11 protein-coding genes are annotated in these 13,140 nt (G+C 64.3%); 3 read left to right on the plus strand and 8 right to left on the minus strand.

What is annotated here, in order from left to right; genetic code table 11:
• Positions 1-106 precede the first annotated feature (106 nt).
• The 7 genes from FNV92_RS28335 to FNV92_RS28365 are packed head-to-tail and all read right to left on the minus strand — an operon-like array spanning position 107 to position 7,459.
• Complete coding sequence (locus FNV92_RS28335) at positions 107-1,909, minus strand: methyl-accepting chemotaxis protein (protein WP_143843648.1); 1,803 nt, start codon at positions 1,907-1,909, stop codon at positions 107-109.
• Between the two features lie 54 nt (positions 1,910-1,963).
• Positions 1,964-2,452, minus strand: coding sequence for a chemotaxis protein CheW (locus FNV92_RS28340; protein WP_015688146.1), 489 nt, complete (start codon positions 2,450-2,452; stop codon positions 1,964-1,966).
• 47 nt (positions 2,453-2,499) lie between these two features.
• A complete protein-coding gene (locus FNV92_RS28345; protein ID WP_143843647.1) occupies positions 2,500-4,197 on the minus strand; it encodes a methyl-accepting chemotaxis protein in 1,698 nt (565 codons plus the stop codon).
• A 40-nt stretch (positions 4,198-4,237) separates the two neighbouring features.
• The gene (locus FNV92_RS28350; RefSeq protein ID WP_143843646.1) at positions 4,238-4,699 is read right to left on the minus strand and encodes a chemotaxis protein CheW; all 462 of its coding nucleotides are present in this window, start codon (positions 4,697-4,699) and stop codon (positions 4,238-4,240) included.
• The gene (locus FNV92_RS28355; protein WP_143843645.1) at positions 4,699-6,774 is read right to left on the minus strand and encodes a chemotaxis protein CheA; all 2,076 of its coding nucleotides are present in this window, start codon (positions 6,772-6,774) and stop codon (positions 4,699-4,701) included. Before FNV92_RS28355 ends, FNV92_RS28350 begins: the two co-directional genes overlap by 1 nt.
• Positions 6,771-7,136 (minus strand): response regulator, encoded by a 366-nt coding sequence (locus FNV92_RS28360; protein WP_143843644.1) that lies wholly within the window; start codon positions 7,134-7,136, stop codon positions 6,771-6,773. The genes FNV92_RS28355 and FNV92_RS28360 overlap by 4 nt, the downstream gene beginning before the upstream one ends.
• Complete coding sequence (locus FNV92_RS28365) at positions 7,136-7,459, minus strand: STAS domain-containing protein (protein ID WP_063692297.1); 324 nt, start codon at positions 7,457-7,459, stop codon at positions 7,136-7,138. Before FNV92_RS28365 ends, FNV92_RS28360 begins: the two co-directional genes overlap by 1 nt.
• A 286-nt stretch (positions 7,460-7,745) precedes the next feature.
• Here FNV92_RS28365 and FNV92_RS28370 point away from each other — a divergent pair, with 286 nt between their 5' ends.
• From FNV92_RS28370 to FNV92_RS28380, 3 genes are all read left to right on the plus strand, one after another.
• Positions 7,746-8,885, plus strand: a complete 1,140-nt coding sequence (locus FNV92_RS28370) for a response regulator (RefSeq protein WP_143843643.1) — start codon at positions 7,746-7,748, stop codon at positions 8,883-8,885.
• Positions 8,886-9,072: 187 nt separating this feature from the next.
• On the plus strand, positions 9,073-9,741 hold the full coding sequence (locus FNV92_RS28375) for a hypothetical protein (protein ID WP_168213528.1): 669 nt from the start codon (positions 9,073-9,075) through the stop codon (positions 9,739-9,741).
• Positions 9,742-9,759: 18 nt separating this feature from the next.
• Positions 9,760-11,910, plus strand: coding sequence for an adenylate/guanylate cyclase domain-containing protein (locus FNV92_RS28380; protein ID WP_143843641.1), 2,151 nt, complete (start codon positions 9,760-9,762; stop codon positions 11,908-11,910).
• An 18-nt stretch (positions 11,911-11,928) separates the two neighbouring features.
• Here the strand turns inward: FNV92_RS28380 and pobA are convergent, their stop codons facing one another.
• Positions 11,929-13,101 carry a 4-hydroxybenzoate 3-monooxygenase gene (gene pobA / locus FNV92_RS28385; protein WP_143843640.1) on the minus strand — a complete coding sequence of 391 codons (1,173 nt, stop codon included), beginning with the start codon at positions 13,099-13,101 and terminating at the stop codon, positions 11,929-11,931.
• Between the last annotated feature and the right edge of the window lie 39 nt (positions 13,102-13,140).

The raw sequence follows: 13,140 nt of genomic DNA on the forward strand, positions 1-13,140 counted from the left end.
CTGAATGTCGGGCCGAACGGGCCATCTTGAATCCCACGCGTTTACGCCAGTTACTGAAGACGGACCGGCCCACCGGTGAAAGGATGGGCCGGTCCTTCGATGAGTCCTAGCGCTGGAACTCGGCGTCTCGATCGTCCTCGCCGTCGTTCATGTCGAAAGCGAAGCCGCCGCCGCCGGCGACCTTCATCGCGCGCGTCGGCTTGGTCTGCGGTTTCTTGGCCGGACGCTCGACGGCGGCCATCGTGGCAGCCTTGGCGCGAAGCTGGTTCACCGCCCGGTCGATCGGCGCGGGTGCCTGGCTGCGTCCCTGCTCTATCCGGAAATAGGCGATGGTCGATTGAAGCTGCTCGGCCTGGGACGCAAGTTCCTCGGAGGTCGAGGACACTTGCTCGGACGCACTGGCATTCTGCTGGCCGACCTTGTCGAGCTGCTGGATCGCCTGGTTGATCTGGGCAGAGCCGACGTCCTGCTCGCGGCAGGCGGCGGTGATTTCCTCGACAAGCTCTGCGGTCCTCTTGATGTCAGGGACGAGCTTGGAAAGCATATTGCCTGCTTCTTGCGCGACCTTGACGGTTTCGGTCGACAGCGTGCCGATCTCGGCAGCGGCCGCCTGGCTGCGTTCGGCGAGCTTGCGCACTTCGGACGCCACCACCGCAAAGCCCTTGCCATGCTCACCGGCGCGCGCGGCCTCGACCGCCGCGTTGAGTGCAAGCAGGTCGGTCTGCCGCGCGATCTCCTGCACGATCGTGATCTTCTCGGCGATGGTCTGCATCGCATTGACGGCGCGGCCGACCGCGGCGCCACTGGCTTCGGCGTCCTTCGCCGACTGCGCGGCGATCTTCTCGGTCTGGTTGGCGTTGTCGGCGTTCTGCTTCACGTTCGAGGCCATCTCCTCCATCGAGGATGAGGCTTCCTCGGCCGACGAAGCCTGCTCGGTCGCGCCCTGCGACAGCTGCTCGGCGCTCGCGGAGAGCTCCTGGCTGCCGGCGGAGACGTTCTGAGCGGCCGTCAGCGCTTCGGACACGATCTGCCGGAGCTTTTCGACCATCCGCTCGAGCGCGAGACCGAGCGTATCCTTGTCCGACAACGGTTTGGCTTCGACCGTGAGATCGCCCTGCGCGATCTTATTGGCTAGCGCTGCAGTCGCGTTCAGGTTGACCGTCATCGCGTTCAGCGACTTGATGAGATCTCCGATCTCGTCATTGCTGGAAGATTCGATCTTGTGACTGAGGTCGCCGATCGCCACCGCGTCCGCGAGGCCCACCGCCTGCGCCAGCGCGCGGCTGATGCTCATCGCGATCCAGGTCGCCGCAACTGCGGCAATCAGGAGCGAGGCGATGACCAGGCTGAGCAGCAGGATCTCGGCGCGCGCGCCGTCCTGCTTCGCCTGATCGGCCTGATCGGTCATGTTCTTCTTGGTGTTCTTGATATAGCCGTCGGCCGCTTCCAGCGCGTCCGCGACGACCTTGCGGCCGTCGCGCATGGAACGGTCGAGCGCCTTCGGCTTGTCGACCTTCGCAAGTCTGACCGTCTCGTCCTGATAGGCGGTCATCTTGGCAAACGCTGCGGAAAAACCATCCATCAGCTTCTTGCCGCTTTCGCTGGCCGCCGCGTGAATCTCGTCCTTGGACTTGGTGACCGCCTCACGGTTCTTGGCAAGGTCGGCCACGAACTGATCGTATTCCGCATCGGACGCTGCGAGGATCGAGTTCTTCTCGGCCCGCACAAGAAACAGGATACCCTCCTTGAGTTCTGCGGCCTTCTCCATTCGGCCTGCACGCGCGACGAGAAGCTCGGCGGTGCCGACCATGTCGGACAGTTTCATATAACCGACCGCACCGGCGATCATGGACAGCAGGATGACGACGCCGAAGGCGCTGGCAAGCTTGGCTTTGACGGTGAATCTCATGTCAGTCTCGTTGTTCGAATTGGGGTGCTTACGCTTGACCACGCACGTACAAACTCAGGCGGCGCGGGACGTATCCGCGACCGCGTTACGTCCCTCCGGAATCTCGTCATGCGCCATCAGCTTGGCGAGGTCGAAGATTACGACGAATTTCTCGCCCTTGCGGCCGATGCCGGCCGCATAGTCCGACTGCCATTTGCCGCCGACTTCAGGGATGGGCTCGATCGCCTGCTCGTCGATGTCGGTCACCTCGAACACGCAATCGGCGACGAAGCCGACACCGACCAGACGGTCCTTCATCGGCACGTCGAGAATGATGATGCGGGTCGCTTCGGTCGCCGCCACGGCCGGAAGGCCGAGCTTGGTCCTGAGATCGACGATCGGATAGCCGCTGCCGCGCACGTCGATCATGCCCAGCAGGAAGCTCGGCGCGTGCGGAAGCCGCGAGATCGGCCTCATGTCCAGGATCTCACGGACATTGCGGATACTGATGCCGAACGTCTCGCCGGCGAGCCCGAGCGTCAGATATTGCGAGGTTGCGGCCATGATGAAGTCCAGGGTGAGATCCGGGTCAGATCGGTTTCAAATCGGTGTCAGCGCTGGAAGTCGGCGTCGCGGTCGTCTTCGCCGTCATGCATGTCGAAAGCGAAGCCGCCGCCATTGGCGACCTTCATCGCGCGGGCCGGCTTGCGGACAGGCGTGGGCTTTTTCGTGCCCCGGTCCGCCGCGGCCATGTGGGCGGCCTTGGCCCGGAGCTGGGTGACGGCGCGATCGATAGGTGCGGGTGCGCCGCTCTCGCCGCGGCCGGAATGCTCGATGCGGAAGAACGAGATGGTCGACTGAAGCTGTTCGGCCTGCGAGGCGAGTTCCTCGGAGGTCGAGGACACCTGCTCGGACGCGCTGGCGTTCTGCTGGCCGACCTTGTCGAGCTGCTGGATCGCTTGGTTGATCTGGGCCGAGCCGACGTCCTGCTCGCGGCAGGCGGCGGTGATTTCCTGGACCAGCTCGGCGGTCTTCTTGATGTCGGGCACCAGCTTGGACAGCATGTCGCCGGCTTCCTGCGCGACCTTGACGGTTTCCGTCGACAGCGTGCCGATGTCGGCGGCCGCGGCCTGGCTGCGCTCGGCGAGCTTCCGCACTTCGGAGGCAACCACCGCAAAGCCCTTGCCGTGCTCACCGGCACGGGCGGCCTCGACCGCGGCGTTGAGCGCAAGCAGGTCGGTCTGGCGCGCGATCTCCTGCACGATCGTGATCTTCTCGGCGATGGTCTGCATCGCGTTGACAGCACGGCCCACGGCGATGCCGCTGGCTTCGGCGTCCTTGGCGGACTGCGCCGCGATCTTCTCGGTCTGGTTGGCGTTATCGGCGTTCTGCTTCACGTTCGAGGCCATTTCCTCCATCGAGGAGGAGGCTTCTTCGGCAGAGGAAGCTTGCTCAGTCGCGCCCTGCGACAGCTGTTCGGCACTGGCGGAGAGCTCCTGGCTTCCGGCGGAGACGTTGTGTGACGCGGTGAGAGCCTCCTCGACGACTTGCCGAAGCTTTTCGACCATCATGTTCAACGATTTGACGAGGTCGCCGATCTCGTCATTGCTGGAGATGCTGATCGTCTGGGTGAGGTCGCCGCCCGCCACCGCACCGGCAAGGCCGACCGCTCGGCCGAGACCACGGGCAATGCTGATGGAAATCCAGATCGCGGCGATCAGGCCGATCACGAGCGACGCCATCACGGCCGCAATCAGCATCATGTGGGCCCGATTGCCGTCCTCATGAGCCATGGCGGCCTGGTCGGCCATGTTCTTCTTGACGTTGGTGACATAAGTATTGGCGGCTTCCATCGCCTCGCCGACGGCCTTGCGGACCTCCGTCATGGAGCGTTCGGCACCTTTTGCCTTGTCGGTACGCGCAGTCTTGAGGGCGTCATCCTGAACGGCATTCATCCGTGCATAGGCGGCGCCAAAACTCTCGATGAGCTTCTTGCCCTCGGGAGAGGCCACCGCGTGAATCTCTTCCTTCAGCTTCAGAAGCGCTTCCCGCTGCTTGGCGATGTCGGCGAGGAAACGGTCCGCTTCGCTCTCGGGCGCGAGAAGGAGGTTCTTCTCCGCGCGAACCTGGAGCAGGATGCCCTTCTCGATTTCCGCCGCCCGGTCCATCCGGCCGGCGCGCGAAACCAGGCTATCCGCGGTGTCGATCATATCGCTCAGCTTGACGTAAGCGAGACCACCCGCCGCCATCGAGAGCAACAGGACCACACCGAACGCGATGGCAAGCTTTGCCTTGACCGTAAATCTCATCTTCAGCCCCTAAAGCCCAGGTCCCGCCCGAGACCCCATTTCAATTCAGGATGCGTTCCATGTTGGGAACGATGACGAACTCTTCACGCCATTTGGCGATGAAACGAATGAACTCCGGCTTCCAGTGCATACCGACGCGCGGCGTCTGCTGCACGTCGGTCTGCGAGATCTCCGTGACCTCGTAGACCTTGTCGGCGGTGACGCCGACCAGAACCGGTTCGCCGTCGAGCTCGAGCTCGATGACGACGACGCGCGTGTCGGCCGAGTTGTCGGGCTGCGGCATGCCGAAACGGATGCGCAGGTCCGCGAGCGGAATGACGTTGCCGCGCACGTTGATCACGCTGGGAACGAAGGCCCGCGCGCCAGCGACCTTGGTCACCGGCACGGGATCGATGATCTCACGCACGAGGCCGGCGTCGAGCGCGAATTTCTCCTCGCCGAGACCGATCATCACGACCTGCATTGCGCCGGCCTGATGCCCATCAGTAAAACCTTCGTTCATCACGCCGCCTCGCTGATATGCTGCTTCTCGACCTTCGACTGCGCCAGCGCGACGAGCTGCGCGACGTCGAGGATCAGCGCCGCCGTGCCGTCGCCCAGGATCGTCGCGCCGGAGAAGATCGTGACGTCGGAGTGCAGCTTGGAGAGCGACTTGATCACGGTCTGGTGGTTGCCGATGATCTGGTCGGCGACGAGGCCGACGTGAGTCTCGCCGGTCGAGATGATGATCGTCTTCTGGTGCCGGTCGGGCGTGCCCGACGCGGCCATGACCTCGCGCAGCCTGAGGAAGGGCACGAGGTTGCCGCGCACGTTGAGGAAGTTTCGGCCACGCGAACGCTCGTCCTCTGCCGTCAGTTCGATGCACTCCTCCACCGCAGACAGCGGAATGATGTAGCGGCCTTCGCCCACCCGGATCAGGAGGCCTTCGATGATAGCGAGCGTCAGCGGCAGGCGCAGCGTCACCGTGGTGCCCTGGCCCGGCTTGGTCGACAGGTCGATCGTGCCGCGCATGTTCTCGATGGTGCGCTTGACCACGTCCATGCCGACGCCGCGGCCGGACAATGCCGAGATGGTCTGCGCGGTCGAGAAGCCCGGGTGGAACAGGAACTGATGGATCTCGTGGTCGGTCAGCACGGCGCCGGCCGCGATCAGCCCCTGCTCTTCCGCCTTTGCACGAATGCGCGCGGTGTTGAGTCCGCCGCCATTGTCCTTCACGGTGACGAGCACTTGCGCACCGGAATGGACGGCGGCGAGCTCGATCCGGCCCTGCTCGGTCTTGCCGGCGGCGGCGCGCGAGGCGGTGTCCTCGATGCCGTGGTCGATCGCGTTGCGGATCAAGTGTACCAGCGGATCGGCCAAGCACTCGATCATGGTCTTGTCGAGTTCGGTGTCCTCGCCCGTGGTGACGAATTCGACGGGCTTCGACAAGTCCCGCGACAGGTCATGGATCAAGCGGCGGAAGCGGCCGAACAGCGAACCGATCGGCACCATGCGGGCACCCATCGTGGTGTCGCGCAGGCTGGAGGCGAGACGCTCGATCTCCTCGGCGATCATCTTGATTGAGAGGTCGGAGCCGGAGGATGCGAGCTGAGTCAGACGCGCCTGCGCAATGACGAGTTCGCCGACACGGTCCATCAATTCGTCGAGGCGCTCGGCCTGAACGCGGACGGTGGCGATGCCGCGATCGTCGCGCTTGGCGTCAGGCTTCGGCTCCGGCTTCGCGTCGGGTTTGGGTTCCACCTTCGCGGCGGGCTGCGCGGCGACCGGTGCGGCAGCAACCTCGACCACCGGCGCGGTCATCTCGGCCACGGCGGCAGGCTCCTCGTCGAGAAGCGGGAACAGCGGCATCGGCGCGGGCGCCTCGACTTGCTCCAGCGGCGAGAGCGTCAGCTTCATCTCGTCCTGGACGAACATGAAGACGTCGTCGATCGCGTCCTTGTCACAGGCCGCATGCAGCTTGACGTCCCACTTCAGATAGCAGTCTTCCGGCTCCATCTCGTCGAGGAACGGGATGCCGTCGGTCACAGGCACGACGAAGCACGGGCCGAGCTTGCAGAGATCTTCCAGCAGGTCGAGCGGGTTCGAGCCGTTGCGCAGGATGTGCGATTCGAATTCCAGATAGAGGTGCCAGCCGGCCTGCTTGTTCTCGCTAGGGACCAGCGAAGGCGCATCGGTGATCTCCGCGACCGGAGTGGCAGGCTGGTCGGGAAACACGAAGCGCTTGAGATCGGCGAGGATGGCGTCGCCGATGACGTCGTCGGTCGATTGCGGATCCTCGATCAGCGCGCGAATGTAATCCTTGGCCGCAAGCGCGACGGAGATCAACTCCTGCGTCGGCTTGATCTCGCCCTTGCGGACGCGGTCGAACGCGGTTTCGAATTCATGGGTAAAGGAGGCGACCTTGTCGAAGCCGAACATGGCGCCGGAGCCCTTGATCGTGTGCAGGGCGCGGAAGGCGGAATCGACCAGCTCGCGGTCGTCGGGACGCTGGCCGAGATCAAGCAGGGCCCCTTCGAGGACCTCGAACAGCTCGCTGGCTTCCTGACGAAAGACCTCGGTCGGGTCCATTGTACTCATGCACGCACCAGCTTGCCGACGACAGCGAGCAGCTGCTCGGGCTTGAAGGGCTTGGTGATCCAGCCGGTGGCGCCGGCGCTCTTGGCTTCCTGCTTCACCGTATCGCTGGACTCGGTGGTCAGAAACACGATGGGCATGCCGACCGCGCTCGGCAGCTTGCGCAGCGCCCGGATGAGCTCCAACCCGTTCATGACGGGCATATTGAGGTCGGTGATGACGAGGTCGAGCTTGCCGGCCTGCGCCTTTGCGAGCCCCTGTGCGCCGTCGCCCGCCTCGATCACGTTGTGACCGGCCGGCTCGAGCACAACCTTGATCATCTGCCGGATGCTGGGGGAATCGTCCACCGTGAGAATCGTGGCCATTAGGTGCCATCTTTCTTTTGCGGGAAATGCTGATCGATCATCGCATCGCTGGCGAAGCCGGCGCGGCGAAGGGTGTTGCGCAGAGACTGGGAGAATGAGGTGAGCACCACCGGGCGGCCCTGGGCCTCGCCTGTCTTGGCGGTCGACAGCAGAAGCTGGATCGACGTCACGTCGGCCTTGTCGACGCTCGAACAATCGATCTCCAGCCGGTCCTGCCGGCCGAAAGCTTCCCGGATCAGGTCATAGACGCTGCGGATCGCGGCGATGCTGCAATCCGCCGGCAGCCGCAGGGACCACTTCGGCTCAGTCACATCTGACGACATTCGTCCCCCAAATTCCCTCGGGATTCGCTGCACGCATGGCGCGAATCCCGCACGATGACTATTCGCAACGGAGAGTATGCAAACCCCTAATGGGCATCCCCGTACAACTACGGGTCACATACCGAATAACTTCGCGTTTGCATGCAGTCATGCATGGCCCGCCCAATTCTCATGCGTTGCGCGCAGTGTTCGGGCAGTTCGGCGCGGCTGGACGTTTGCTCCACGTTAAACCGCAAAGGCTACTGGTTGAGGTCATGCCTCGCCGTCCGAACGAGCCCAGCCGCCGATGCTGACCCAAGCGCTTCTGGTTGACGACAGCCGCTCTGTCCTGAAATTCCTGCAACGGCACATCGAGGCCGAGGGACAGGTCGAGGCTACGACGTTCCTCGATCCCGTCGAGGCGCTCGCTTGCGCGCGCGAGCGTGTCTTCGACATCGTACTTGTCGACTACGAGATGCCCCATATGGACGGCATCAGCTTCATCCGCGCCTTCCGCGCCCTGCCCGGCTGCGCCGACGTCCCGATCGCGATGATCACCTCGCGACAGACCGATGACGTCAAGATGGAAGCGCTGCAGGCTGGTGCAACCGATTTCTTACCTAAACAAGCACAAAGCCTCGAGATGAATGTCCGCTTGCGCAATTTGGTGCGGCTGGGTGCAGCCGTGCGCAAGCAGAACGACCGGGCTGCCGACCTGGCGAGCGCAGTTGCCGCCGCGACCCAGAAACTCGGCGAGCGCGAGGAGGAGATCATCCTGCGGCTCGCGCTGGCCGTCGAGTACCGCGACAACGACACCGGCGAGCACACGCTGCGGGTCGCCCGCTACAGCCGTATCATTGCCGAGCAGCTCGGCCTGCCGGCCCGGCTCTGCCGTGACATCTATCTTGCCGCCCCCCTGCACGACGTCGGCAAGGTCGCCATCCCCGACAACATCCTGCTCAAGCCCGGCAAGCTGACCGACGAGGAGATGGCGGTGATCCGCACCCATGCCGCGATCGGCGAGAAAATCCTGGCGGACTCCGGTTGCGAGCTGATCCAGCTCGGTGCGCAGATTGCGGCAGGCCATCACGAGCGCTGGGACGGCGCAGGCTATCCGAACGGCCTCAAGGCGGACGAAATCCCGGTCGCAGCGCGCGTGGTCGCCGTCGCCGATGTCTTCGATGCCCTGACCACGCGGCGGCCATATAAAGAGCCGATGCCGTTGGACATGGCGCGCAACTATCTGATCGAGAACCAGGGCCGGCAATTCGACCCGACCTGCGTCGAGGCCTTCCTGTCTCGCTGGGACGAGGTCGTGGAGATCGCCGCCGGACAGCAGGCGACGCCATATCACAAGACCGAAGCTGCTCTGGCTCCTACTATAGAGAGTGCGGCTGAGAGCCGTCCGGCCGTGGACCGCTCGCCTGAGCCGGTCCCAGCCACCTGATATGGCCCATCCGCGCAACAGCTTGCCGTAGCTCTGCTTTCTCCGGTCGCCGGTTTGAACCTGTTCCTGATAGAGTGCACCAATATCTAAGAGTGATTCCGGTCACACTTGCCTGGGCGATCCGCTGCTAAGCGTCGAACCAGGACGGGGACCGGCAGAGCATCGGTCGAATTGGATGAGAACTCCCATGAAAAGCCTGATCGGCACCGTTGTCGGCGCGTTCTGTCTTGCCGCCCCTGCCCTGGCGGAGACCCCGGCCGCGATCGTCGAGGACGTCCAGGGCAAGGTCGACGGCATCGCGTTCATGGATTACGTGGCGCCGGGCAAGATCATCAAGCTCGGGCCGAAGGCCAGCATCACGCTTAGCTATCTCAAATCCTGCCAGCGCGAGACCATCAGCGAAGGCGTCGTCCTGGTCGGCACGGAGCAGAGCACGGTGCAACTCGGCGAAGTCAAACGGGAAAAGGTGCCCTGCGATACCAACGCAGCGAAACTGTCGGAGCGCGAGGCGAACCAGAGCGCCGCGACGACGTTCCGCACGATGCGATCGGACGCCAAGGGCGCGCCGGCCAAGCTGCCGACGCTCTACGGCGTCGCACCGCTGGTGCAAGCCAAGAGCGGCAGCACGCTGGTGATCGAGCGCACCGACGGCAAGGAGCCGACGATCAGCATCCCGCTCAGGAATGACGTCATGATCGCAGGCAAGTTCTACGACTTCGCCAAGGCCGGGAAGGCGCTGACCCCCGGCGGCAGCTATCTGGCGATCCTCGGCGCCAAGCGCTACGCCTTTCAGGTCGACGCCAGCGCCACGTCATCGCCGACGCCGATCGTCGGCCGGCTGCTGCGACTCGAATAGGCGGCCAGCGACGGGGCGATGCGGCGGATCGGCAGGCGGGACATCGTTGCGGCGATGCTGATTGCGCTCCTGGCGGGCGCCGTCTTCACGTCTCCGCCGCTGCAGGTGCTGCAGGGCCTCTCGCTCGACATCCTCACGGCGCTGCGCGGCAAGCTAGTCGGCGACCGCCGCGATCCCGCGACGTCGCCGGTCGTCGTGGTGGCGATCGACGGGGAGACCTACGACACGCCGCCCTTCAAGGGATCGCCGACGCTGACCTGGACGCGCGAGATCGGCCGGGTGCTCACTGGCATCACCGACGGCGGCGCCAAGGCGATCGGCTTCGACGTCATCTTTCCGAGCTCGATCGAACAGTCGGAAATCCCCTTTGGAGACGCGCCGCTCGGCAGCCGCATGAGAGGATTCGACCGGGACTATCTGATCGCGCTGCGTCAGATCTCCGACAGCGGCAAACTGGTGCTCGGCGAAATCCTCAGCAACGACCACCCCGACAGGCCCTACCGCGCGCAGCAACTGGCGGTGCGAACCAACATCCGTGCGCTCAATGTCCATACTGATGCGGACGACGTCATCCGGCGGATGCCACTCGGTTTCTCCATCGACGGCAAGCCGGTGCCCGCCATGGCCGTCGAGCTCGCCGCACGCGCGCTCGACGCAACGCCCGAGATCGCGCCGTCCGGTGCGGCCAAGCTCTCTGGATATGCGATTCCGAGCGCGGTGCCGAACACGTTGACGCTCAATTTTCGAGGGCTTGGCCGCGACGTTCCGACCTTTTCCTTTGCCGACCTGCGGGCCTGCGTCGAGAAGGGCGACCGCGACTTCTTCCGCCGCACCTTCGCCGGCAAAGTGGTGCTGCTCGGCAGCGTGCTGAACTTCGAGGATCGCAAGCTCACGTCGATGCGCCTTGCAGGCGGTTACGACGGAACACCAGCCGCACGATGCGTCTTGCCCGCCCCGGCGAGCGCCGCGCCGAAGGTCCGCAGCGACATCGCCGGCGTATTCGTGCACGCCACCGCGGTGCGAAACCTGATCGAGCGCGACGTCGTGACCGAACTCGGCTTTCCCATGCGGGCCATTTTCACGATCGTGTTTGCGGCGATCATCGCCGTTGCGGGCTGCATGCTCGCCCCTGGCGGCGCACTGATCGCCTGGTTCGCCCTCACTGCCGCGTACACCGCCATGGCCGTCGGCGCCTTCGTTCAAGCCCTCGCGCTGCCGCTCACTGAGCCTGCACTCGCGAGCCTAGCTGCGCTCGCGATGATGATCGGCTACCGTTTCGTGCTGGCCGATCGCGACGAACGTTTCCTGCGCAGGAGCTTTGCCTTCTATCTCGCCCCGGAAGTGATCGACACCATGGTGGCCTCGGGCAAGATGCCGGCGCTCGGCGGCGAAATGCGCAACGTCACCATGTTCTTTTCCGACCTCAGCGGCTTCTCCTCCATCGCGGAGACGATGACACCGGGCGAACTGGTGACCCTGATGAACGAATATCTCTCGGCGATGACCGATATCATCGAAGGCCATGGCGGCTATGTGGACAAATATATCGGCGATTCCATCGTCGCCATGTTCGGCGCGCCGGCTGACGATCCCGCGCACGCGCGTAGCGCGGTCCGCGCGGCGCTGAAGTGCCACGAGAAGCTCGCAGAGCTGAATGCCAACAATCCCGCCTTCGTCGGCCACGGCCTGTCACATCGCATCGGGCTCAACAGCGGCGAGGCCGTTGTCGGCAATATCGGCTCGCGCCGCCGCTTCAATTACACCGTCATGAGCGATACCGTGAACGTCGCCTCGCGGCTGGAGGGTGCCAACAAATATTACGGCACAGCGATCATGGCCTCGGCGGCGACGGTCGCGCAGACTGGCGACAGCTTCGCATGGCGCGAGCTCGACGCGATCAGGGTTTTGGGGCGCGGCGAGGCGATCAAGGTATTCGAGCCGCTCGCCGAGAAGGGCGCGGAGAAAGCGGAGCAGAAGACCGTGGCCGCAACATATGCGGAAGGACTGGCATGCTGGCGCGCGCGGGAGTTTGCGAAGGCGGTCGATGCGTTTGAAGGCGCGGCAATGAACGATCCGGCGTCAAGTCTGTTCGCCAGACGCGCCAAGGCGTATTCCATCGACCCGCCACCGCCGGATTGGACGCCGGTCAACACGCTCGAAGGCAAGTAGCGTCCCTTTCCTCTCGCGCTAGAACGGCAGCCCCACGTAATTCTCCGCGAGCAGCCGCTGCGCTGTCTCGGACGAGAGCAGATAGCCCAGCTCGGTCTGCTGAAGCCTGTCCTCATACTCGGAGCGGTCGGGGAAGCGGTGCAGCAGCATCGTCATCCACCAGGAGAAACGCTGTGCCTTCCAGATGCGGGCGAGCGCCTTGGCGGAATAGCCCTGAAGGCCGGAATCGTCGCCGCTCTGGTAGTGCGCGAGCATGGCGTGATAGAGATAGTAGATGTCGGACGCAGCGCTGTTCAGCCCGCGCGCGCCGGTCGGCGGCACGATGTGGGCGGCATCGCCGGCGAGGAACAGGCGACCATAGCTCATCGGCTCGGCGACGAAGCTGCGCAGGGGCGCGATGCTCTTCTCGATCGACGGTCCCGTGACCAGGCGGCCGGCGACCTCCTCCGGCAGGCGTAGCTTCAGCTCGGCCCAGAACGCATCGTCGCTCCAGTCCTCCACCTTGTCGGTCAGCGACACCTGGACGTAGTAGCGGCTCAACACCTGCGAACGCAGTGAACACAGCGCAAAACCGCGCTCGTGCTTCACGTAGATCAGTTCCGGCGAAACCGGTTTTGTGCGCGACAGCACGCCGAGCCAGCCGAACGGATAGACCTTCTCGTATTCGCGCAGCACGTCCTTCGGGATCGACCTGCGGCTGACGCCGTGAAAGCCGTCGGCGCCGACGATGTAGTCGCAATCGACGCGGATGGCTTCCCCGTTGGAGCGATAAGTTACATACGGCCGGTCCGACGTCAGATCATGCGGCGTCACGTCTTCCGCGTTGTGCACGACCTTGCCGCCGAACCGGTCCCGCGCCTCGTAGAGGTCGCGCGTCAGCTCGGTCTGGCCGTAGACCAGAACCGAGTTGCCGCTGGAATGCCTGTGCAGATCGATGTGGGACAGCACGCCGTCATGAGCTATCTCGAATCCGTTGTGGATCTCGCCTTCGCGGTCCATCCGCTCGCCGCACTGCGCCTCGCGCATCAGCTTGGCAAAACCGTGCTCGAGCACGCCGGCGCGGATGCGGGCCAGTACGTGGTCGCGGCTGTATTTCTCCAGCACGACAGTGTCGATGCCCTTCAGGTGCAGGAGCTGCGACAGTAACAACCCGGACGGTCCACCGCCGATGATGCAGACCTGAACTTTCATTTTTGCGTCCTCCCACTGGTACTTTTTGCAGACGGAGCG

It is taken from the genome of Bradyrhizobium cosmicum, from assembly GCF_007290395.2.
Taxonomy (GTDB): Bacteria; Pseudomonadota; Alphaproteobacteria; order Rhizobiales; family Xanthobacteraceae; genus Bradyrhizobium; species Bradyrhizobium cosmicum.

Excerpts from the sequence above, each read along its gene's own strand:
- FNV92_RS28335 (WP_143843648.1), bottom strand. The coding sequence starts at position 1,909 with ATGAGATTCACCGTCAAAGCCAAGCTTGCCAGCGCCTTCGGCGTCGTC.
- FNV92_RS28340 (WP_015688146.1), bottom strand. The coding sequence starts at position 2,452 with ATGGCCGCAACCTCGCAATATCTGACGCTCGGGCTCGCCGGCGAGACG.
- FNV92_RS28345 (WP_143843647.1), bottom strand. The coding sequence starts at position 4,197 with ATGAGATTTACGGTCAAGGCAAAGCTTGCCATCGCGTTCGGTGTGGTC.
- FNV92_RS28350 (WP_143843646.1), bottom strand. The coding sequence starts at position 4,699 with ATGAACGAAGGTTTTACTGATGGGCATCAGGCCGGCGCAATGCAGGTC.
- FNV92_RS28355 (WP_143843645.1), bottom strand. The coding sequence starts at position 6,774 with ATGAGTACAATGGACCCGACCGAGGTCTTTCGTCAGGAAGCCAGCGAG.
- FNV92_RS28360 (WP_143843644.1), bottom strand. The coding sequence starts at position 7,136 with ATGGCCACGATTCTCACGGTGGACGATTCCCCCAGCATCCGGCAGATG.
- FNV92_RS28365 (WP_063692297.1), bottom strand. The coding sequence starts at position 7,459 with ATGTCGTCAGATGTGACTGAGCCGAAGTGGTCCCTGCGGCTGCCGGCG.
- FNV92_RS28370 (WP_143843643.1), top strand. The coding sequence starts at position 7,746 with ATGCTGACCCAAGCGCTTCTGGTTGACGACAGCCGCTCTGTCCTGAAA.
- FNV92_RS28375 (WP_168213528.1), top strand. The coding sequence starts at position 9,073 with ATGAAAAGCCTGATCGGCACCGTTGTCGGCGCGTTCTGTCTTGCCGCC.
- FNV92_RS28380 (WP_143843641.1), top strand. The coding sequence starts at position 9,760 with ATGCGGCGGATCGGCAGGCGGGACATCGTTGCGGCGATGCTGATTGCG.
- pobA (WP_143843640.1), bottom strand. The coding sequence starts at position 13,101 with ATGAAAGTTCAGGTCTGCATCATCGGCGGTGGACCGTCCGGGTTGTTA.